The sequence below is a fragment of the Sphingomonas sp. 3-13AW genome, assembly GCF_049311085.1.
In the GTDB taxonomy this organism is placed as follows: domain Bacteria; phylum Pseudomonadota; class Alphaproteobacteria; order Sphingomonadales; family Sphingomonadaceae; genus Sphingomonas.
Genome location: NZ_JASNVZ010000026.1, coordinates 33,848 through 53,314, shown reverse-complemented (window position 1 = coordinate 53,314; position 19,467 = coordinate 33,848). Strand labels below are relative to the sequence as shown.

The following is a 19,467-nucleotide window of genomic DNA, read 5'->3' as shown; positions in this document are numbered from 1 at the left end:
TCGCGCCGTGGGTGCTCGACGGGCCCATGAACGCCGACGCGTTCCTCACCTACGTCACCCGCGTCCTCGTGCCCGAACTCGCCAGCGGCGACGTGGTCATCTTGGACAACCTGTCGAGCCACAAGGCACCCGCCGTGCGCGCCGCCATCGAGAGCGTCGGCGCCAGGCTCCTGTTCCTCCCGCCCTACAGCCCCGACTTCAACCCGATCGAACAGGCGTTCGCGAAACTCAAGGCGCATCTGCGCAAGGCTGCCGAGCGCACCATCCATGGCCTATGGAACGCCATCGGCCGCATCCTCGACCTCTACTCGCCACAGGAATGCGCCAACTTCTTCCCCAACTGCGGCTACGATGCAGACTGATCGAAAACCGCTCTAGTCGCCCGCCAGACGTCTCGGGCTATTAGCGGCCCGGACCCGGGGGAATTGCGCCACCTGGACCAGCGCCGCCCGGCCCACCCGGACCGCCACCGCCCTGCATCATCTGCTGCATCATCTGTTGGCGCAGGACTGCCTCAGGAATGAAATCGAGCAGCTCGACGTCGAACTGGAGCGGGATCTTCGCGAGTTCCGCGGCCTCACCGGTCAGCGGCGGAGCGCCTTCGGGGCGCGGCGCGCCATAGCCGAGGTGCGGCGGGATCCAGAAACGGTACTTGGAGCCCTTCGGCATCATCTTCAGCGCCTCGGCAAAGCCGGGCACGACGCCGCGCACGGGCATCGGGGTCTGCTGGTTCTGATCGAAAACGCTGCCGTCCGGACGCTTGCCGACATAGTTGATCAGCGCGACATCGTCATCCGTCGGAGTCGGCCCGGAGCCCGGCTCGATCACTTCATAGCGCAGGCCGGAAGCGGTGGTCTCGCCACGGGTGGTTCCTGCCCATGCCAGCGCGGCAGCGACAGCAACGGTCAGCGCAATGCCCAGCCACAGCCAGACGAGGTAGCTCCGCTTTACGGGCTGGAGCGGGACGGCAGTAACGGACATGGACGGCGATCCCGCTTTTGTCAGGCGCCCGACTCGGCGCCGGGACGGCGATGAGGAAGAAGGCGATTCTGAAAGAGCGACAACATCCGACGCCCGAAGCCGGGCGCCGGATGCAGGAACCTACCGGGCGTTGTCGCGCTCGACACGCTTGCGCTCGAGCTTGCGAGCGCGACGCACGGCCGCTGCACGCTCACGAGCGCGCTTCTCGCTGGGCTTCTCGTAGTGACGACGAAGCTTCATCTCGCGATACACGCCTTCGCGCTGCAGCTTCTTCTTGAGCGCGCGCAGAGCCTGGTCGACGTTGTTGTCGCGGACGATGATTTGCATGAGGCCGTCTAACTCCGATTCGTTCGTGCAATAGCAAATGGTCGCCGGAGCGCGGGCCGCGGCGGTATGCGCTGCCCCTACCAGTGGCCAAAGCCCCGTTCAACCCCTTTCCCTCTCGGGAGCGAAGAGGAATCGCTGCAAAAGCCTTGCCGTGTCGCCACATAGGCGGCGCCCGGCGGCGCTGCGGCTCCGAACCGGCGCCGACACGCTATTCTGTAGAGATGGCGACGCATTCCCCGCCGCGCAACCGATCAGAAGAGAATCGCGTCCTCGTCCGACTTGCTGGCCAGGATCCGGCCGATCGCGTCGAACAGCGCTTCCATGGCGACGGGCTTGAACAGGACTTCGTCCGCACCGGCTGCGATGCACCGCTCACGCAGGTCGAGCGCGGTGTCCGCCGTCACGACGATCAACGGCAGGTCGCGCTTGGCATCCTCACGCGCGCGGATGTGACCGATCGCCTCCAACCCGTCCATGCCGGGCATGCGCAGGTCCACCAGCACGACGTCGAAGTCCTCCTCGTCGATGCGACGAAGCCCTTCTTCGGCTCGGTCCGCTTCCGCCATGGTGGCGCCGGCAACGTCGAGCATGTCACGCACGACCCTGCGGTTCATCGCGTCGTCTTCGATAAACAGAATATTCATCGCCCCCTGATCCTGGACGGCATGGCGAGGGTCTGCAGCAGGGGCATGGTTCCCAAGGCTATTGCGTTATGCGGCGCGCGAAACAAGGGGTGATTCGGCCGATCCCCTGCCGTTCGTCGTGAACAGGGCCTCAACGAGTTTAGCACCGGACACCGGTTTCGCGATCACCTGGTCGATCCCGGCCGCCAGCAACGTCGTTCGCGTGGCGAGATCCAGGTTCGGCCAGAGCATCGCGGTGGCAACCCCCGATGCCCGGGTTGCCGCTACGAGCGTCATGACCCGAGCAACGGCGTCGTCATTCGCTTCCAGAGCGCCCTCGTCGATCAGCACCCGGGCAATGCCGCCGCTCGCGAGCGCGTCCAGCGCCTCCTGCGGCGTGCTGGCAAAGCGGAGGTCAGGTGCATGCGGCGCGAACAGCGTCTTCATCATGCCGCGGACGATGGGATTTCGATCCAACACGAGCATCCCTTCGGAGCCGCCGACGCCCTGCGCAGCGGCCGGTGCCGGCACTTCAATCAGGGGCAGATCGACGGTGAATGTCGAACCTTCACCCTCCACGCTTTCCACGTCGATGTGACCGCCCAGCGCGACAGCGAGGTTACGGCAGATGGTGAGGCCTAGCCCGGTCCCACCGTACTGGCGGGTGGTCCCGGCATCGACTTGGCGGAAGGATTCAAAGATCTGCGCGTGCTTGTCCGCCGGAATGCCGATTCCGGTGTCCCAGACCGCAATCCGCAGCCGCCGGGTCGCACCTTCGCCGACAGCGGATACGCGAACCCCGATGCTGCCACGGTGGGTGAACTTCAGCGCGTTGGACAGCAGATTGAATACGATCTGGCGCAGCCTTGTCGGATCGCTCTCCACCCAGTGCGGCGCATCGCCCAGTTCGAGCGAGAAGGCGATCCCGCGCCCCTGTGCCTGCTCTTCCCAAAGCCGCGTGGCCTCCTGAAGCGTCGCAGGAAGATCGACCGGCATGGCATCGATGGTGAAGTTGCCGTTCTCCATCTTCGCAACGTCGAGAATGTCATCGACCATGCCGCGCATCCGCATGCCCGCGCCGTGGACAACATCGACGCGTTCGCGCGTGGCGGGAGATAAGTCGGGGTCGGCAAGCATCACCTGCGTCATCCCGAGAATGCCATTGAGGGGCGTGCGGATTTCGTGGCTGGTTGTGGCCAGGAATTCCGTCTTGGCCGTCAGCGCCTTCTCAAGGGATGCGTTGGCGACCGCCAAATCGACGTTGGCGGCACGAACTTCGTTGCGGCTCCGCCGGATAGTGATCAATCCGAAACTGAGCATTGCGATCAGCACCGCCACCGCGGCAGCAACCCCGCCGAACATGATCTGCTGGAGGCGTGTGCGCTGCCGTTCCGCCTCGACGTTTCGGCGCAATTCCTCGGCTTTCAGGCGCGCGATCCGCAGTTCCTGGTTCTGGAAGTCGAACCGGGCACCCATCAGGGCCGCCTTGGCGGAGGTCGAGATCTGGAGGGCCTGCCCATCCAAGCGCCGCAGGGCGAGCAGATGCTCCACCGCTTTGGCGGGCTCGCCGCTACGCCGGTAAATCTGTGCAGCGACGATGTGGACGTCTCGCATTGGAAGCGTAGTTTCGCTTAGGGGAAGCCCGCCGAGACTTTGCTCGATGAGCGCCCGTGCTCGAGAAATGTTACCATCTTCAAGTTCGACGCGCGCCGCGACGGCGTAGATCTGCGCGCGGACCTCACCCCGCCCAGACCCTTGGATGATCTGCATCGCCTCAGCCAGGTTTGACCGAGCCTTCGCGACTTCTCCGGCGTCTAGCCTCGCACGAGCGAGGTTGACGAGAATACGAGCCCGTACAGGATCACCTCGAGGAGAGTACTCAAGGGCTTTCGCGAAGGCGACCGACGCTTCTGAATAGCGGCTGCGCTCATTCAGAACGTTCCCAAGACCATTATAGATTGCATAGCTGACGCCGCGATCGCCGGACGCCGCTTCAAGAGCTTGCAAAAAGTAACGGCGCGCACCGTCGAGATAGTCCGCCTCGCGGTACAGGGAGGCGAGACGGATCAATGCCAGCGCTTCGCTGCGCCTGTCGTGGGCACGAACGAACTGACGGTAGGCCTCCTGGAAGTCCACAAGAGCCAACGCTCCGCGTCCATCTTCCTGGTTGATCGCGCCTCGGGTGAGAAGAGCGTTACCCCGCAGCTTGGCAGGCGCGTTCAATTTATCCATCTGCGCGATGACACGTTCGATCATGCGGCGACTGGAGTCGGTGGTTAACTCCATTCGGAATGTCGCTTCAGCCTCGATCCAATCGGCTGTCAGAACCGCAATGGGGTCAGCGTTCCCTGGCGTACGCGCCCGGCTCTGCACCGTTCTGCTGAGCTGGATCGCCCGCTCAGGGTCGCCGACCAGGGCTGCCACCGCCTGATCCAGCAGATCTTTCGTGGAGCGATCGGGCGAAGCCGCCTCCGCTCCATATGCGACAGAAGCTGTCGCCCCCCCCAGCCCGGCGCAGACACCCACCAAGAGAATGACGCCCGAGCAGAAATGTTCGATGCCGAAGCAACGAAGCAACCTGGCGCTCATCCCGTCTTCCAAAGGCGGTCCGACCGGAGGAAGGACAAGCGCTGCGTATTGAGGACCTGAAGATGGGAGGATTCTTCCAGAAAGACCAAGAGGAGGTCGAGCTCCACTGGCCTGCTGATGAGGTAACCCTGAACCATGTCGCAGCCCATCACCCCGAGGAGTGCCATAGCAGCTGGCGTCTCCACACCCTCGGCCGTGACTTCCATATCCAGGGCGTGCGCGAGATCGATGGTCGACCGCACGATCAGCGGATCGCGGTTACTGCTGGTCAGCTGGGTGACGAAAAGCTTGTCGATCTTAAGCTCTCGGGCGGGCAGCTGCTTCAAATACGCTAGCGAGGAAAGCCCCGCTCCGTAATCGTCGATGGCGATCGTGACCCCGATGTCGGCGAAGCGCTGAAGATGGCGGATCGCGCTGGCGGGATCCCGGATGACCGCGGTCTCGGTGATCTCGAACCCGAGCTTGGCGCCATGTCCTGCAACGACGCGACAGGCTTCATCCACGAAGCAGGCGTCGGCAAGGAGCACGCCCGACACGTTGACGAAGATTGGGATATCGTACCCGGCGGCAGCGAGTGACCGCTGATCCTCAAGCACCCGTTCGAGCGTCCACAGGGTCAACTCCCCTATCGCCCGGCTTTGCTCCGCAGCGGGGATGAAGTCGCCTGGAAGCACGAGCCCTCTCACCGGGTGCCGCCATCGGACCAGCGCCTCGACACTAGACACTTGCTGCCGGCGGACGTGCACTTTCGGCTGGTACTGAAGGAAGATTTCTCCGTCCCGAATCGCGCGGGGAAGTTCCTGAATCAGTTCCAGCGGATCGATACCTGGATCATCCTCGACCACATCATGAAGGACATCCCGGCCCTGCTCGCGCGCTTCGACCAAGGCCTTTTCAGCACCCTCGACAAGGCGAACCTCGTCGCAGTCGAAGTTCCGCGCCGTGGCCCCGCCGACACGGAGGCGAATCAGATGATGTTCACCGTAGAAATCGAAGGGCTGCCTGAAAACTTCCTGCAATCGGCTGACCGCAGCCTCACCGGCCCTAGATTCTGCAGCTTCAAAGACGACAGCAACAAGACGGTGCGAAAGCGTCCACGCTCGACTGTTGGGAAGCGCGACATCGCAGCGCACGACCACTTCCCCGGCAATGGTGTCAGCACGCGCGACCCCGAGCTGACGCCGTAACGCCGGGAAGTTCTCCAGTTCCAAGAGAAGGAGAACCCTCAGCACCTTGGGAGGCGTATCTGCACCCGCTTCCTCGCGCGGCAGCACGTCCGCCCCCAACCTTTCGACCGGGACGCCAACTCTGTCAGTCCGCAAGCCGGAGGAGAGCAAGGGCGGTGTCATAGCCGCCATCCATCCCACACAGGATTGAAGCTCTGGTTAATTTCACCACTCGTGATGATTAATGTTGCGTTAGGGTTAGTTTTGTTTTAACCATGCAACAGCAGCAGCCGAGGAGACCTAAGATGTTCGCAATCTTCGCACTTTTTAAGCGCAGCTACGGCCAGGACCTTTACCCCTGGTAAGGTCACTCCGGTCGTCGACGGCCGTTGATTGACAAAAGGCCGCTCGGTTCATCCGAGCGGCCTTTTTCGTTGTTGCTGCGCTTCCCTGCGCACCGCGCCAAGCGCGTGCCTCCGCACAGGAGCCATTCCAACCTTCCCAGCCGTGCCCTTCCTCCATATGTGCAGGAGCAAGTTCCGGCGGCGCCGGGCCGTTTCCGCGACAAAGAGGAAGACCAAGCATGCGTATTGTGATGATCGGATCGGGATATGTCGGCCTTGTCTCGGGCGCGTGCTTTGCCGACTTTGGTCATGACGTGGTCTGCGTCGACAAGGACGAGACCAAGATCGCCAAACTGCGCGCAGGCGGCGTTCCCATCTATGAGCCTGGCCTGGAGCAGTTGGTTGCGCGCAACGTCGCGGCAGGTCGCCTATCCTTCACCACCGAACTCACCGGTCCTGTGGGAGAAGCGGACGTCGTCTTCATCGGCGTGGGCACGCCGTCTCGTCGTGGCGACGGCCATGCCGATCTTTCCTATGTCTATGATGCGGCGCGCGAAATCGGTGCCGCCCTCAAGGACTTTACCGTCGTGGTCACCAAATCGACCGTGCCGGTCGGCACCGGTGACGAGGTGGAGCGCATCATCCGGGAAGTAAACCCGACCGCCGAGTTCGCCGTCGCCTCCAACCCGGAGTTTCTGCGCGAAGGCGCAGCCATCGAGGACTTCAAGCGTCCCGACCGCATCGTCGTCGGCATTGAGGACGAGCGCGCACGCGGGCCGATGGAAGAGGTCTACCGGCCGCTGTTCCTCAACCGCTCGCCCGTGCTGTTCACGGCACGGCGCACCAGCGAGCTGATCAAGTACGCCGCCAACGCCTTCCTCGCGATGAAGATCACCTTCATCAACGAGATCGCGGACCTGTGCGAAAAGGTGGGCGCCGACGTGAAGGACGTGTCGCGCGGCATCGGCCTCGACAACCGCATCGGCTCTAAATTCCTGCACGCCGGCCCCGGCTATGGCGGGTCGTGCTTCCCCAAGGACACGCTGGCGCTGGTGAAGACCGCGCAAGACCACGAGGCGCCGATCCGGCTGATCGAAACCACGGTGGCGGTGAACGACACCCGCAAGCGTGCCATGGCGCGCAAGGTCATCGCGGCGCTCGGGGGTGAGGTACGCGGCAAGTCGATCGCGCTGCTGGGCCTCACCTTCAAGCCGAACACCGACGACATGCGCGATTCGCCGGCGCTCTCCATTGTTCAGGTTCTGGAGGATGCCGGCGCAATCGTGCGCGCCTATGATCCGGAGGGGATGGACGCCGCCCGCGAGTTGATGCCGGACATCGTCTATACCGACTCGGCCTATGCCGCAGCAGAGGGCGCCTGCGCCGTGGTGATCGCCACCGAATGGGACGCGTTCCGTGCGCTCGACCTCAAGCGGCTGAAGGGCATCATGGCGCAACCTGTGATGGTAGACCTTCGCAACGTCTATCACCCCGAAGCGGTTGAGGCGGCAGGCTTCACCTATCGCGGCGTCGGACGCCCCGGCCACTCGATGCCCGTAAGCCAGGGCGGGGCGTCCCCGGCGGAAGCGGCCGCAGGCTGATGCGGGTCCTGATTACCGGCACGGCTGGTTTCATCGGGTTCCATCTCGCGCGCCGGTTGCTGGCGGATGGGCACGACGTCACCGGCTTTGACGGTATGACGCGCTATTACGATACGCGGCTCAAGCAGGCCCGCAACGCCGTGCTCAAGCAGTCCGATCGATTTCATATGGTCGAGGGGATGCTGCAAGACCGGTCGGCGCTGTACCAGGCGGCCGAGATGGCGGAGCCCGAGGTGATCATCCACCTCGCCGCCCAGGCGGGCGTACGCTATTCGATCGAGGCGCCGGGCACCTATGTCGAGAGCAACCTGACCGGCTCGTGGAACGTGCTGGAGCTCGCCCGCGATCTCCAGCCGCAGCATCTGCTGATGGCCTCCACCTCCTCGCTCTATGGTGCCAATCCCACTGTGCCGTTCAGCGAGGCGGACCGCGCGGACGAGCCGCTCAGCCTCTACGCGGCCACCAAAAAGGGCATGGAGGCGATGGCGCACAGCTACGCCCACCTGTTCGGTGTCCCCAGCACCATGTTCCGCTTCTTCACGGTCTATGGCCCGTGGGGCCGCCCGGACATGGCGCTGTTCAAGTTCACCGACGCCATTCTGAGCGACCGCCCGATCGACGTGTACGGCCATGGCCAGATGGCGCGCGACTTCACCTATGTCGATGATCTCGTCGAAGCGGTGGTCCGCCTCGCCGACCTCCCGCCTGCCGAAGAAAACCGGATCCGGGACGAGGGCGTGATCGACTCCCTGTCACACCAGGCGCCGTTCCGCGTGGTCAACATCGGCGGCGGGAAGCCGACACCGCTGATGGACTTCATCCGCACCATCGAGGGTGCGACCGGCCGCACGGCCAAGCTCAACATGATGGACATGCAGGCCGGCGACGTACCCCGCACCTATGCCGACCCAAGTCTGCTGCGGGGGTTGACCGACTATGTGCCGAACACTCCGATCGAGCAGGGCGTGGGAGCGTTCGTGGAATGGTTTCGCGAGTGGCGGGCTCAAGCTCCGGCGTAAAACGACAGTCTTAGCTGAACATCGCGCGCTCCTCCCGGTCGGAAGCGCCGAGGCATCATCCCTGCCCTTCCCCCAGAGAATAGCGGGCGGGGCCGATAGAGCCCTCCCCTGATCCTCCCGCACACCGGCATCGGTTGTGCCGCCGACCCACCGCCCCTAAAGCCGCCGCCATGTCGGGCGACACCATTCTCAAGGGCGTTGGCCTGCGGCTGCTCGCGATCTTCTTCCTCTCGACGATGTCGGCGCTGGTGAAGCTTGCGGAGACGCGCGGGGCGACCTTGTTCGAAACCATGTTCTGGCGCCAGTTCTGCGCCCTTCCCGTCGTGATCGCGTTCGTCGCCGCGGGACCGGGACTCGCGTCGCTACGCACACACCGGTTCAAGGCCCATCTCGGCCGCTCCGCCGTGGGTCTGCTGGGCATGGTATTCACCTTTGGGTCGGTGATGCTGTTGCCGCTGGCAGAGGCGACGACCTTCCAGTTCACGGTGCCGATCTTCGCCACCATTCTGGGCGCGCTGGTGCTGGGCGAGCGCACCGGCTGGCAACGCTGGACCGCGGTGCTGGTAGGCTTCCTGGGAGTGCTGGTGGTGGCACAGCCCGGCTCGGGCCATCACGTCTCCCCCTTCGGCGCGATGGTCGGGCTACTCGCCGCGCTGTTCGTGGCGATCGTGGCGATCCTCCTGCGCCAGCTCGGCCGCACGGAGAACAGCGGCACGACGGTGTTCTGGTTCTCGCTGCTGTCGGTGCCGCCGCTGGCGCTGGCCTATGCCTTCAACCTCAAACCGCATGACGCGGCCACCTGGGGAATCCTGGTGTCCATCGGGTTAATTGGGGGGATGGGGCAGATCGCCCTCACCGCCGCGATGCGCTACGCCCCGGTCGCAGTGGTGGTGCCGATGGATTATTCGGGACTGGTCTGGGCAACCATCTACGGCTGGGTGCTGTTCGGCTTCCTGCCGGGCACTTCCACCTGGATGGGTGCGCCCATCATCGTCGCAAGCGGGCTCTTCATCGTGTGGCGCGAACACCGGCTGGGCCGCCAAAAGGTAAAGACGGCGGCTGCGGTCGACGAAGCTTAGTCGCCTTCGTAGGAAACGAGCGTCTGGACGGTGATGCCGTCGCTGCGCAGTGCTTCGGCGCCGCCCAAAGCCGGCAGGTCGATCACGAACGAGGCCTGGGTGACGATCGCGCCGGCCTTGCGCAGCAGGCGCACTGCGGCCCGCGCAGTGCCGCCCGTGGCGATCAGGTCATCGACGAGCAACACGCGCGCCCCCGGTGCACAGGCGTCCGCATGGATGGTGATCCGGTCGGTGCCATATTCGAGGGCGTAATCCTCGGCGATCGTCGCGCCCGGAAGCTTCCCGTCCTTGCGGACCAGCAACACGCCCGCGCCGAGCGCCAGGGCAACGGCAGGCGCGAACACGAAGCCGCGCGCCTCGATCCCCGCCACAAGGTCGATCGGCCCCTCGACCGAAGCGACCATCTGCTCGACGGCGAGGCGCAGGCCATCGGGGTCGAGCAGCAGGGTCGTGATGTCCCGGAACTGGATCCCCGGCTTGGGAAAGTCGGGGATCGTCCGGATGCGCCGCCGAATTTCGTCGGCGGCGCTGTCGGCTTGGGTCAATGCTTCACGCCTCGCCAGATGTTGCGATAGGCGCCGAAGGTAAGGAGCGAGAAGATCAGAAGGAAGAGGATGGTCGCCAATCCCGCCTGATGCCGCGTCTGGAGGTTGGGCTCCGCCGTCCACACCAGGAACGCAGACACGTCCTTGGACATCTGGTCCACCGTCGCGCGCGTGCCGTCCTGGTAGGTCACCTGATCGTTGCTGGTGATCGGCGGCGGCATGGCGATATTCAGGTTCGGGAAGTACGGGTTGTAGTGTAGCCCTTCCGGCGTCTTCGCTCCCGGGAACTCGTGCAGCAGTTCGGCCGGCTGGTTCTGATAGCCGGTCAGCAGCGAGTGGATATACGCCGCCCCGCCTTCACGCGCCTTGGTGATCAGCGAGAGATCCGGCGGGATCGCGTTGTTGTTCGCCGCACGCGCCGCCACGTCGTTCGGGAACGGCAGCGGGAAGCGGTCCGACGGGATGTTGGCACGCGTCGCCGGCTCGCCGGTCTCGGGGTTGATGCTCGGCTGCTGGATCGCCCACTGGCTGGCGATCGCCTTCACCTCGGCCTCGTTATAGCCGAGATCGCTCAGGTTGCGGAACGCGACCAGGCGCAGCGAGTGACAGGCGGCGCAAACCTCCTTGTACACCTGGAAGCCGCGCTGGAGCTGCTGCCTGTCGAAACGGCCGAAGGGCCCGTCGGAGGCAAGCTTCAGCGGCTTGGCCTCGCGATGGAACTCATGCTCGGCCGTCGGTGCCGCCGGCTCCGTCACCAAGCCATAGATGGTGGAGACGAGCGCCAGCATCAGGACGCCTGCGAACGCCAGCCCAATGATGATGTTCAGGTTGCGCAACGCCACCCGGAAAAGGGAAGAGATCATGTAGGTCGATGCCCCTTATTCGGCGACGGCTGGCGAGCCGGTCACTGCAGTTTCGCGCATGCGGGAGCCGCTCTTCCCTTCCAGCACCGCTTCGGTGATGGAGTTGGGCAGCGGCCGCGGACGCTCGAGCGCGGACACGATCGGAACCAGCACCAGGAAGTGCAGGAAGTAGTAGGCCGCCGCGATCTGGCTCGCGATGATGTAGGCCGGCTCCGCCGGCGCACCGCCGCAGTAACCCAGCACCAGGACGTCGACCACCAGCACCCAGAAGAGGAAGCGGTACATGGGGCGATAGTTCGCCGAACGCACCGGCGACCGGTCCAGCCACGGCAGGAAGAACAGCAGCAGGATCGAGCCGAACATCGCCAGCACGCCCCACAGCTTTGCCGGGATGATGAAGTCGACGGTGAAGGCGCGCAGGATCGCGTAGAACGGCCAGAAATACCATTCCGGCACGATGTGCGCGGGCGTCGAGAGCGGGTTTGCCGGGATGTAGTTGTCCGCGTGACCCAGATAGTTCGGTGCGAAGAACAGCAGCCCTGCGAACACGATCAGGAACACGCCCAGGCCGAAGCCGTCCTTGGCGGTGTAATAGGGGTGGAACGGGACCGTGTCCTGCTCCGACTTCACCTCTACCCCGGTCGGATTGCTCGAACCCGGGATATGCAGCGCCCAGATATGGAGGATGATGACCCCCAGGATCACGAACGGCAGCAGATAGTGGAGCGAGAAGAAGCGATTGAGCGCGGCGTTGTCCGGCGCATAGCCGCCCAGCAGCCAGATCCGGATGGTCTCGCCGATACCCGGGATCGCCGAGAAGAAGCCGGTGATGACCTGCGCACCCCAGAAGCTCATCTGCCCCCAGGGGAGCACATAGCCCATGAAGGCGGTAGCCATCATCAGCAGGAAGATGGTGACGCCCAGCAGCCACACCATCTCTCGTGGCGCCTTGTACGAGCCGTAATACAGCCCGCGGAAAATGTGGATGTAGACCACCGCCAGGAACATCGAGGCCCCGTTGGCGTGGGCGTAGCGGAGGAACCAGCCGGCGTTGACGTCGCGCATGATCGATTCGACCGAGTCGAACGCGACTGCGCCGTTGGCGGCATAGTGCATCGCCAGGACGACGCCGGTGACGATCTGGATCATCAGCGCGGCACCGGCCAGGATGCCGAAATTCCAGAAATAGTTGAGGTTGCGCGGGACGGGGTAGCCGCCTCCGATGGCGTTGTAGACAAAGCGCGGCAGCGGCAGGCGGCTGTCCACCCACTGCATCAGCGGGTGCTTCGGCTCGTAATGCTGGGCCCAGGGAAAGCTCATCTCGGGTCCTTCCTCAACCGACCAGAACGGTCGTGTCGGACGTGAAACTATACTCGGGAACGGACAGGTTCGTCGGCGCCGGTCCCTGGCGAATGCGGCCTGCCGTGTCATAGGCAGAGCCGTGGCAGGGACAGAAATAGCCGCCGAACGGCCCCTTGTTCTCGCCCTCGCCCGCGCCCAGCGGCACGCAGCCCAGATGGGTGCAAACGCCCAGCGTGATCAGCCAGTTAGCCTTGCCTTCCTTGGTCCGCTCGGCAAGCGTCTGCGGGTCGCGCAGGTCCGACAGCGGCACCTTGTTGGCGGCCTCGATCTCCTGCGGCGTAAGGTTGCGCACGAACAGCGGCTGCTTGCGGAACGAAGCCTTGATCGCCTGTCCCGGTTCGATCGCCGAAAGGTCGAGCTCGGTCGTGGAGAGCGCCAGCACGTCTGCCGACGGGCTCATCTGGTTGATGAGCGGAAGCGCGATCACGCCCGCTCCCACGCCTGCAAACGACACCGCGGCAATGGATAGGTAATCACGCCGGCGGGGATTCTCGATCGCATCTTCTTCGTGAAAACCGGGCGATCCGCCGGGGGGAACCTCGTCTATTCTCGCCATGCGCTACTTGCCCCTGCAACCAAACCAATTGACGCGAATGCGTCTCAGAGAACTACAGGCAGCCTTACCATCTACTCGGCTGCGTCAAGTCGCCCCGAACGCGGCGCCCCGGCAACGTGATAGACGCGGGGGAACGTATTTGCCAACTGCCCCCGACCAAACACTGCCTGTGGGCCGCCCTTACACGACCTCGTTGCACAAGAGTTTGAGGCAAGGCAAAGCCGTACGGTGCGGATTGCAATGTTTCAGCCAGACATAGCCGGGAACGTGGGCACCGTGCTTCGGCTGGGTGCGTGCCTGGGCGTGGGCGTCGACCTGATCGAGCCGATGGGCTTTCCCTGGAGCGACCGGGCGCTCGCCCGCGCCGGGATGGACTATGCCGCGCAGGCATCGGTGGTACGCCACGTTGACTGGGAGGCATTCCGCACACAGGTGCCGCGCCGGCTCGTGCTGCTCACCACCCGCGGCGCAGTTCCCCTGCCCCAGGCCCGATTCGAGGCCGACGACACGCTGCTGCTCGGATCGGAGGGGTCCGGGGTTCCAGAGGAGGTCCATGCCGCCGCCGACCTTGCGGTCTTCATCCCGATGCGGCCGGCGATGCGCTCGCTCAACGTCGCGGTCGCGGGCGCGATGGTCCTGGGCGAAGTGCTGCGCCAGACGGCGAGTTGGCCGAAAGCGCATGCCCCGGAGTTTCGCTGACACTCTCGACTTCGGCCGTACCGCGCAGCTAAGTCGGCGCGATGGAACCCTTGGACTCCCAGCAGCTTGCCGCACGTACCTGGTTCGAGCTGCTACGCGACCGCATCTGTGCCGAATTCGAAGCCATCGAGCGTGAGGCCGGATCGAACGCCACGTTCGATTATAGTGCGTGGGACCGGGTCGATTCGGGCGGGGGCCACGGCGGCGGCGGCGTTCGCGGGCTGATGAAGGGCCGCGTGTTCGAGAAGGTCGGCGTCAACGTCTCCACCGTCGCGGGCACGCTGGAGGGCAGCTTTGCCCAGTCGATCCACGGCGCGGGAGAAAACCCTGCCTTCTTCGCCACCGGCATCAGCTTGGTCGCCCACATGGCCAACCCGCACGTACCGGCCGTGCACATGAACACGCGCTTCCTGGTCACCACCAAGCGCTGGTTCGGCGGCGGCGCCGACCTCAACCCGCCGATTCCCTATGCGGAGGATACCGCCGACTTCCACTCGGCACTGAAGACGGCGTGCGACCGGCATGATCCGACCTATTATCCGCGCTTCAAACAATGGGCGGACGAATATTTCTTCATCCCCCACCGCAACGTCCACCGCGGCGTCGGCGGAATCTTCTACGACCATCTCGAAGGCGATTTCGAGGCGAACCTGGCCTTCACCCGCGATGTGGGTGAGGCGTTCCTGTCGATCTATCCCGCGCTGGTGCGCCGCCGGATGCGGCAGGACTTCGACGCCGCCGATCGCGCCCGTCAGCTCGAATGGCGCGGCCGCTATGCCGAGTTCAACCTCGTCTGCGATCGGGGCACGCTGTTCGGCCTGAAGACCGGCGGTAACATCGACGCGATCCTGATGAGCCTGCCGCCGATGGCGACCTGGAGCTGATGCGGTGGGGCTGATCCCCCTCCGCCCCGACGAGGTCGCGACGGTCGTCACGTCGCTGGAGATGCGCAGCCGCCCGCCCCTGCGCCCGCTGCCGGACGCGCCGCTGCGGCTGGTCCACTGGCCCGCGCCGGACCTTGGGAACTATCGCGCGCTGTTCCGGCGGGTCGGCGAACCCTGGCTGTGGTTCTCTCGGCTGGTGATGGACGACGATCGGCTGCGCGCGATCGTCCACGATCCCGGGATCTCGGTGTATGCGGTCGTGGACCGGCGCGGCATCGAGGTCGGTTTGCTGGAGCTGGACCATCGCCGCGCCGGCGAGTGCGAGCTGTCCTATTTCGCACTGGTTCCGGAGCTGGTGGGACGCGGGCTCGGCCGCTGGCTGATGGCCCATGCCCTCACGCTCGCGTGGCGCAAGGATGTGGAGCGGCTGTGGGTGCACACCTGCACCCTCGACCACCCCCGCGCGCTCGCGTTCTACCGGGCGAGCGGCTTCGTTCCGTTCAAGCGGACGGTGGAGACTTTCGCCGACCCGCGCGCATCGGGCATCCTGTCGCCCGATGCCGCCCCGCATTATCCGCGGCTGGCCGTCGCTTCCCGATAAGCGGTGACGCGCAACAGCGCATAGGCCAGGGCCATGCCGCCGTTGGCCGCCCCGGCAATTAGCGCACCGACCGCAACCGCGACGGGATTGCCCTGCCCCAGGCTGGTAAACGTGCTCGCCAGCGCGATCACGACCTGCGCGGCAAAATAGAACATCGCCTGCAGCCCCAGGAGCGCCAAGCCGTTCCCGGCGGTAAGCTGGAGACCGCGCGCCATCGCGTCGACGGCGCCGCGACGCGGCTCCGCGATAATCGCGGCGGGGATCAGGAAGATGCGGCCGACCGCGTAGAGCCCCGGGATAAGGAACGCGAGGAGGCCGAGCACCACGGCGAACTGGCAGACGATCTGGGCCAGCAACAGGGCCGGGAAGCGGCGCAGCGCCACGCGCATGGCTTCCGCCACGGTCGGCCGCGAGCCGTCGAGGAACAGGGCCAGGATCACGCCCATGCCGAACAGGCCCATCACCGTTTCCAGCAACAGCCAGTGAAGGTTTGCAGAGACATAGCCCTGCATCCCCTCCACCAACGTCGCCAGGTCTGCCGGCGCAGCGGGGTCGGTGGCTGCCGGCGGCGGCACCATCCACACCGTACCGATCACGGTGGGCAACATCAGGAACACACCCGCAATCGGTAGCAACAGCGCGCGCTCGCTCCGCCATAGTTTCCATGCGCCGCCGACCACGGCACCCATATTCAGCTTCATCGACCCGCCGTTTCGTATCGTTCGCGTGCTGCCAGGTAGAGTTTGCCGGTAAACGCCCACAGCAGCACCGCCATGACCGTTTCCACCGCCGCGGTGAGCATCAGCGTCAGCACGGATGCCGCGCCAAGGCCGTCATCGCCGCCGAACGCGATGGCAAAAATTGTACCGGTGCCGAACCGCACGGCGGCGGTCAGCACCAGCGAGACGATGCCGTAGAGAAGCAGCATGCCGATGATCTTCGCGGCAAGGCCCCGGGTCAGCGTGAACGACCGCGAGATTGCCCGCAGGCCACGTCGCTCCCCCACCACCACCGGGAGGACCAGGCTCAGCCGGGCACCGATCCATAGCAGCACCGGCAACAGCACCAGCGTGTAGAGGATGATCCAGGCCGTGGCTGCCACCTCGGGCTCGAGGGTGCCGCCCTCGGCCGCCGCCACGAAGTCGAAGCTATAGATGCTCAGGATCACGACCGCCGGCACGGCGAGCAGCACCGACACCAGGCTGAGCAGGATGGCGAAACCGATCACCACCGGAAGGCGCAATCCTGCCTGTCCAAGCGCGGCACGCACGCTGCGCGGCTGTATCGCCAACGCGACGATGGCGAGTTCTCCCCACAGCGTCAGCAGTGCTGCGACCAGGCGAACGAGCATCCACCCGCTTCCGGCGCCGCCGTCGCTGCGCGATGTTGCCGCTTCGGCGAGGCCGGCGAGCACGCCGGGGACGAACAGCGTCAGGACCGCAATCGCCAGCAACGGCGCCGGGTTCGCGCGGACGAAGGCGGTGGTGCCATCCCACACCCGCTCCATCTCCACGGTGGCGCCGATCGGCGCCGCGCTCTCCACTGCCTGCATGACGTGCGGCTGTACCCATGCTACCGGGGCTTGCCAATGCTTAGCCAAGATCCCTCCCCCACGCCGCCGGCCCCGCCCGCTGCACCGGAATGGCGCATCGAACCGGGTCTCACCGACTATCCCCTGGCACTCGCCACGATGGAGGGGCGCGCCGCCGCGATTGCCAACGGCACCGCGCAGGAACTCGTCTGGCTGGTCGAACACCCCCCGCTCTACACCGCGGGCACCAGCGCCGATCCGGCCGAACTGCTCGATGCGCGCTTCCCGGTCTATCCGGCCGGGCGCGGCGGCCGATACACCTATCATGGTCCCGGTCAGCGGGTCGGCTATGTCATGCTGAACCTTGCCCGGCGCGGGCGCGACGTGCGCTGCTTCGTCCACGCGGTCGAGCAATGGGTGATCCGTGCGCTCGCCAGGCTCGACGTCGAAGCCTTTTCGGTGCCGGAACGGATCGGCATCTGGACCCGCGACGGCGGCCAGGAGGCAAAGATCGGCGCGATAGGCGTGCGCGTCCGCCGCTGGGTGACGTTTCATGGCTTTTCGGTGAACCTCTCGCCGGACCTGAGCCACTTCGGCGGGATCGTCCCGTGCGGGCTTCCCGAATTCCCAGTAACCAGTCTGGAACAGCTCGGCAGGGATGCCCGGCCGGAGAGCTTCGACACCGCACTTTTGCTGGAATTTCCGGCTTTGCTCGCGTCACTCACCGCATCCTGCGAAATCCCGCTTGAGGGTGGGAGGGGAACCGACTAATGTCCATCTCCGGTTGGGTATTAAACGGCAGATAAGCCGCCAAACCACTTGTTTAGGGAGCTCTACATGCGCGCAATCATTTCCAAGATCGTTACCAGCTCGATGGTCGCCGGCGCGGCGCTGATGGTCGCAGCTTGCGGCGATTCGACCGAGACCACCAACGAGAACACGATCGTCACCGATCTGAACTCGACCGACACGACGCTCGACGGCACGATGACCGACAACATGACCGCCGTTGACGGCGCCATGGGCAACGACGCGATGCTGGCGAACGACACGATGCTCGCCAACGACACCGCGCTGGGCAACGACACGATGACCAACGCGATGTAATCAGACGTTTCGACGTCTGTTACGCAAAGGCCGTCCGGGCAACCGGGCGGCCTTTGTTTTTGGATGACCGATGCTTCTCGCGGCCGCGTCCGGGGTGTCATGACCGCCTCGATTATTCGCTGGAATTCCAAGCAGCTGGATGCGAATTCGCCGATCCGGCGATAATGGAAAAAACCTATTGGCTGCGGGGGCCAAAACCCCGTACCTCGTCCTCGTGGCGCCCCCTTTTGGGCGCTTGAGAGGATCCCATGAAGTCAGTGCGAACCCTGATCGCCACCGCCGCTTTCGCGGCTGCGACCTACGCTGCCCCCGCCTCGGCCCAGTTCTTTTTCAAATCGCCCGACCTGTCGGGTCCGAGCGTGACCGGCGCCGACCCCGGAATGACGGTTCAGGCGCTCCCCGGCGCAACCGCGGAGGAGCAGCGCGCGGCACTGGCGTGGAACCTGCGCGCCGCCCTCAACGTGGCGGCCCTCCAGTGCCAGTTCGAGCCTACGCTCCTGACGCTGAACAACTATAACGACCTTCTCGACACCCATGCCGATGAATTGAAGCGCAGCTACGAACTGCTGGGCAAGTATTTCGAGCGCACGGCCAAGACGAAGAAGGAAGGCCAGACGGCGCTCGACCAGTTCGGAACCCGCGTTTATTCGAGCTTTTCGACCGTGTCGGCGCAGCTCAACTTCTGCCAGGCGGCGGGCGAGATCGGCCAGGAAGCGGTGTTCGCGCCCAAGGGCGGGTTCGGCACCCTTGCGGAACAGCGCATGCGCAAGCTGCGCAACAGCCTGGTGCCGGCGGGCGAACAGCAGTTCCCCGGAGGCATCTACCAGCGCCCGCTCGCCAACATGGAGCCGCTCACCCGGCCGAAGTGCTGGAAGAAGGGCGAATGGGTCAAGCGCTGCGGCGGCTACCCGCTCCTCGGGTAACGAACGCGCTCGGGTGGCGCCTCAGCGCAACCCGAGCAGCTTGTGGGTCTGGAGCGACAGCCGCCACTTCGGCCGGGCAAGCACCAGCTCCACCGCAGCCTCCCGGTTCGCCTCGGCAGCCGGATCGTCGAGCGGCTGGGCCAGAAAATTGGCGAATTCCCACCGCTCGACCTCATCCAGGTCGATGCCTGCTTGGGGCCACACCAGCTTGAGCTCGTCGCCGCGCTGCTGAACCACCGTGCTGCCAGCCTTTGGGCTGATGCACACCCAGTCGATGCCCGGGTGCACCGCCAGCGTCCCGTTGCTTTCGATCGCGATGGTGAAACCGGCCGCGTGCAGCGCCTCCACCAGCGCATCGTCGATCTGCAGCATGGGCTCGCCGCCCGTCAGGACGACGAAGCGGTCGCTGGCTCCCGCACCCCAGAACCCCTCCACGGACGCGACCAGGGCAGCAGCGTCGGCGAACTTGCCCCCGCCCTCACCGTCGGTGCCAACAAAGTCGGTGTCGCAGAAGCGGCAGACGGCGGTGGCGCGGTCGATCTCGCGCCCGCTCCACAGGTTGCACCCTGCGAAGCGCACGAACACCGCCCGGCGGCCGGCGTGCACGCCCTCCCCCTGCAGCGTCAGGAACATCTCCTTGACGGCGTAGCTCACGGCGGCGGCGCTC

Annotated in this window: 22 protein-coding genes; 10 read left to right on the top strand and 12 right to left on the bottom strand. The window is 65.2% G+C overall.

What is annotated here, in order from left to right:
* The coding region (locus tag QP045_RS18630) for a transposase (protein ID WP_422516503.1) at positions 1-362 on the top strand (362 nt) is incomplete at its 5' end.
* A 40-nt stretch (positions 363-402) separates the two neighbouring features.
* On the opposite strand, the gene QP045_RS18625 is transcribed toward QP045_RS18630, so the two are convergent.
* The 5 genes from QP045_RS18625 to QP045_RS18605 form a co-directional block, all read right to left on the bottom strand.
* Complete coding sequence (locus QP045_RS18625; protein ID WP_422516502.1) at positions 403-981, bottom strand: FKBP-type peptidyl-prolyl cis-trans isomerase; 579 nt, start codon at positions 979-981, stop codon at positions 403-405.
* A 120-nt stretch (positions 982-1,101) separates the two neighbouring features.
* A complete protein-coding gene (gene rpsU / locus QP045_RS18620; protein WP_422516501.1) occupies positions 1,102-1,308 on the bottom strand; it encodes a 30S ribosomal protein S21 in 207 nt (68 codons plus the stop codon).
* Between the two features lie 251 nt (positions 1,309-1,559).
* Complete coding sequence (locus QP045_RS18615) at positions 1,560-1,952, bottom strand: response regulator (protein WP_422516500.1); 393 nt, start codon at positions 1,950-1,952, stop codon at positions 1,560-1,562.
* Between the two features lie 66 nt (positions 1,953-2,018).
* The gene (locus tag QP045_RS18610) at positions 2,019-4,520 is read right to left on the bottom strand and encodes an ATP-binding protein (RefSeq protein WP_422516499.1); all 2,502 of its coding nucleotides are present in this window, start codon (positions 4,518-4,520) and stop codon (positions 2,019-2,021) included.
* Positions 4,517-5,806: an EAL domain-containing protein gene (locus tag QP045_RS18605; protein WP_422516498.1), complete on the bottom strand. Its 1,290-nt coding sequence runs from the start codon at positions 5,804-5,806 to the stop codon at positions 4,517-4,519. Before QP045_RS18605 ends, QP045_RS18610 begins: the two co-directional genes overlap by 4 nt.
* A 463-nt stretch (positions 5,807-6,269) precedes the next feature.
* Between QP045_RS18605 and QP045_RS18600 the strand changes: the two genes are divergently transcribed.
* The 3 genes from QP045_RS18600 to QP045_RS18590 all read left to right on the top strand — a co-directional run bounded on the left by QP045_RS18600 (position 6,270) and on the right by QP045_RS18590 (position 9,729).
* Positions 6,270-7,631, top strand: coding sequence for a UDP-glucose dehydrogenase family protein (locus QP045_RS18600; protein ID WP_422516497.1), 1,362 nt, complete (start codon positions 6,270-6,272; stop codon positions 7,629-7,631).
* A complete protein-coding gene (locus tag QP045_RS18595; protein WP_422516496.1) occupies positions 7,631-8,650 on the top strand; it encodes an NAD-dependent epimerase in 1,020 nt (339 codons plus the stop codon). The genes QP045_RS18600 and QP045_RS18595 overlap by 1 nt, the downstream gene beginning before the upstream one ends.
* 170 nt (positions 8,651-8,820) lie before the next feature.
* Positions 8,821-9,729, top strand: a complete 909-nt coding sequence (locus QP045_RS18590; RefSeq protein ID WP_422516495.1) for a DMT family transporter — start codon at positions 8,821-8,823, stop codon at positions 9,727-9,729.
* Here QP045_RS18590 and QP045_RS18585 read toward each other — a convergent pair.
* From QP045_RS18585 to petA, 4 genes are read right to left on the bottom strand one after another with little or no spacing between them, the layout of a single operon-like run.
* Positions 9,726-10,274 carry an adenine phosphoribosyltransferase gene (locus QP045_RS18585; protein WP_422516494.1) on the bottom strand — a complete coding sequence of 183 codons (549 nt, stop codon included), beginning with the start codon at positions 10,272-10,274 and terminating at the stop codon, positions 9,726-9,728. The two genes, QP045_RS18590 and QP045_RS18585, sit on opposite strands and share 4 nt — an antisense overlap.
* Positions 10,271-11,137, bottom strand: coding sequence for a cytochrome c1 (locus tag QP045_RS18580; RefSeq protein WP_422516493.1), 867 nt, complete (start codon positions 11,135-11,137; stop codon positions 10,271-10,273). Before QP045_RS18580 ends, QP045_RS18585 begins: the two co-directional genes overlap by 4 nt.
* Before the next feature lie 15 nt (positions 11,138-11,152).
* On the bottom strand, positions 11,153-12,457 hold the full coding sequence (locus QP045_RS18575) for a cytochrome b (protein ID WP_422516492.1): 1,305 nt from the start codon (positions 12,455-12,457) through the stop codon (positions 11,153-11,155).
* A gap of 13 nt (positions 12,458-12,470) precedes the next feature.
* Positions 12,471-13,055 carry a ubiquinol-cytochrome c reductase iron-sulfur subunit gene (petA, locus tag QP045_RS18570; protein WP_422516491.1) on the bottom strand — a complete coding sequence of 195 codons (585 nt, stop codon included), beginning with the start codon at positions 13,053-13,055 and terminating at the stop codon, positions 12,471-12,473.
* Positions 13,056-13,283: 228 nt separating this feature from the next.
* On the opposite strand from petA, the gene QP045_RS18565 reads away from it, so the two are divergent.
* The 3 genes from QP045_RS18565 to QP045_RS18555 are packed head-to-tail and all read left to right on the top strand — an operon-like array spanning position 13,284 to position 15,239.
* On the top strand, positions 13,284-13,754 hold the full coding sequence (locus QP045_RS18565) for a tRNA (cytidine(34)-2'-O)-methyltransferase (RefSeq protein WP_422516490.1): 471 nt from the start codon (positions 13,284-13,286) through the stop codon (positions 13,752-13,754).
* A 41-nt stretch (positions 13,755-13,795) separates the two neighbouring features.
* Entirely contained in the window at positions 13,796-14,638 is an 843-nt protein-coding gene (gene hemF / locus QP045_RS18560; RefSeq protein ID WP_422516489.1) for an oxygen-dependent coproporphyrinogen oxidase, read from the top strand.
* Between the two features lie 4 nt (positions 14,639-14,642).
* On the top strand, positions 14,643-15,239 hold the full coding sequence (locus QP045_RS18555) for a GNAT family N-acetyltransferase (RefSeq protein ID WP_422516488.1): 597 nt from the start codon (positions 14,643-14,645) through the stop codon (positions 15,237-15,239).
* Here QP045_RS18555 and QP045_RS18550 read toward each other — a convergent pair.
* Positions 15,209-15,940 carry a hypothetical protein gene (locus QP045_RS18550; protein WP_422516487.1) on the bottom strand — a complete coding sequence of 244 codons (732 nt, stop codon included), beginning with the start codon at positions 15,938-15,940 and terminating at the stop codon, positions 15,209-15,211. The two genes, QP045_RS18555 and QP045_RS18550, sit on opposite strands and share 31 nt — an antisense overlap.
* A complete protein-coding gene (locus QP045_RS18545) occupies positions 15,937-16,791 on the bottom strand; it encodes a hypothetical protein (protein ID WP_422516486.1) in 855 nt (284 codons plus the stop codon). The genes QP045_RS18550 and QP045_RS18545 overlap by 4 nt, the downstream gene beginning before the upstream one ends.
* 36 nt (positions 16,792-16,827) lie before the next feature.
* Here QP045_RS18545 and lipB point away from each other — a divergent pair, with 36 nt between their 5' ends.
* The 3 genes from lipB (at position 16,828) to QP045_RS18530 (ending at position 18,800) form a co-directional block, all read left to right on the top strand.
* Complete coding sequence (gene lipB / locus QP045_RS18540) at positions 16,828-17,541, top strand: lipoyl(octanoyl) transferase LipB (protein WP_422516485.1); 714 nt, start codon at positions 16,828-16,830, stop codon at positions 17,539-17,541.
* 66 nt (positions 17,542-17,607) lie between these two features.
* Positions 17,608-17,877, top strand: a complete 270-nt coding sequence (locus QP045_RS18535; protein ID WP_422516484.1) for a hypothetical protein — start codon at positions 17,608-17,610, stop codon at positions 17,875-17,877.
* A gap of 248 nt (positions 17,878-18,125) precedes the next feature.
* Complete coding sequence (locus QP045_RS18530) at positions 18,126-18,800, top strand: hypothetical protein (RefSeq protein ID WP_422516483.1); 675 nt, start codon at positions 18,126-18,128, stop codon at positions 18,798-18,800.
* 21 nt (positions 18,801-18,821) lie between these two features.
* Here QP045_RS18530 and queE read toward each other — a convergent pair whose 3' ends face one another.
* Positions 18,822-19,454, bottom strand: coding sequence for a 7-carboxy-7-deazaguanine synthase (gene queE / locus QP045_RS18525; protein WP_422516482.1), 633 nt, complete (start codon positions 19,452-19,454; stop codon positions 18,822-18,824).
* Between the last annotated feature and the right edge of the window lie 13 nt (positions 19,455-19,467).

Excerpts from the sequence above, each read along its gene's own strand:
- QP045_RS18625 (WP_422516502.1), bottom strand. The coding sequence starts at position 981 with ATGTCCGTTACTGCCGTCCCGCTCCAGCCCGTAAAGCGGAGCTACCTC.
- rpsU (WP_422516501.1), bottom strand. The coding sequence starts at position 1,308 with ATGCAAATCATCGTCCGCGACAACAACGTCGACCAGGCTCTGCGCGCG.
- QP045_RS18615 (WP_422516500.1), bottom strand. The coding sequence starts at position 1,952 with ATGAATATTCTGTTTATCGAAGACGACGCGATGAACCGCAGGGTCGTG.
- QP045_RS18610 (WP_422516499.1), bottom strand. The coding sequence starts at position 4,520 with ATGAGCGCCAGGTTGCTTCGTTGCTTCGGCATCGAACATTTCTGCTCG.
- QP045_RS18600 (WP_422516497.1), top strand. The coding sequence starts at position 6,270 with ATGCGTATTGTGATGATCGGATCGGGATATGTCGGCCTTGTCTCGGGC.
- QP045_RS18595 (WP_422516496.1), top strand. The coding sequence starts at position 7,631 with ATGCGGGTCCTGATTACCGGCACGGCTGGTTTCATCGGGTTCCATCTC.
- QP045_RS18590 (WP_422516495.1), top strand. The coding sequence starts at position 8,821 with ATGTCGGGCGACACCATTCTCAAGGGCGTTGGCCTGCGGCTGCTCGCG.
- QP045_RS18580 (WP_422516493.1), bottom strand. The coding sequence starts at position 11,137 with ATGATCTCTTCCCTTTTCCGGGTGGCGTTGCGCAACCTGAACATCATC.
- QP045_RS18575 (WP_422516492.1), bottom strand. The coding sequence starts at position 12,457 with ATGAGCTTTCCCTGGGCCCAGCATTACGAGCCGAAGCACCCGCTGATG.
- petA (WP_422516491.1), bottom strand. The coding sequence starts at position 13,055 with ATGGCGAGAATAGACGAGGTTCCCCCCGGCGGATCGCCCGGTTTTCAC.
- hemF (WP_422516489.1), top strand. The coding sequence starts at position 13,796 with ATGGAACCCTTGGACTCCCAGCAGCTTGCCGCACGTACCTGGTTCGAG.
- QP045_RS18550 (WP_422516487.1), bottom strand. The coding sequence starts at position 15,940 with ATGAAGCTGAATATGGGTGCCGTGGTCGGCGGCGCATGGAAACTATGG.
- QP045_RS18545 (WP_422516486.1), bottom strand. The coding sequence starts at position 16,791 with ATGCAGGCAGTGGAGAGCGCGGCGCCGATCGGCGCCACCGTGGAGATG.
- lipB (WP_422516485.1), top strand. The coding sequence starts at position 16,828 with ATGCTTAGCCAAGATCCCTCCCCCACGCCGCCGGCCCCGCCCGCTGCA.
- QP045_RS18535 (WP_422516484.1), top strand. The coding sequence starts at position 17,608 with ATGCGCGCAATCATTTCCAAGATCGTTACCAGCTCGATGGTCGCCGGC.
- QP045_RS18530 (WP_422516483.1), top strand. The coding sequence starts at position 18,126 with ATGAAGTCAGTGCGAACCCTGATCGCCACCGCCGCTTTCGCGGCTGCG.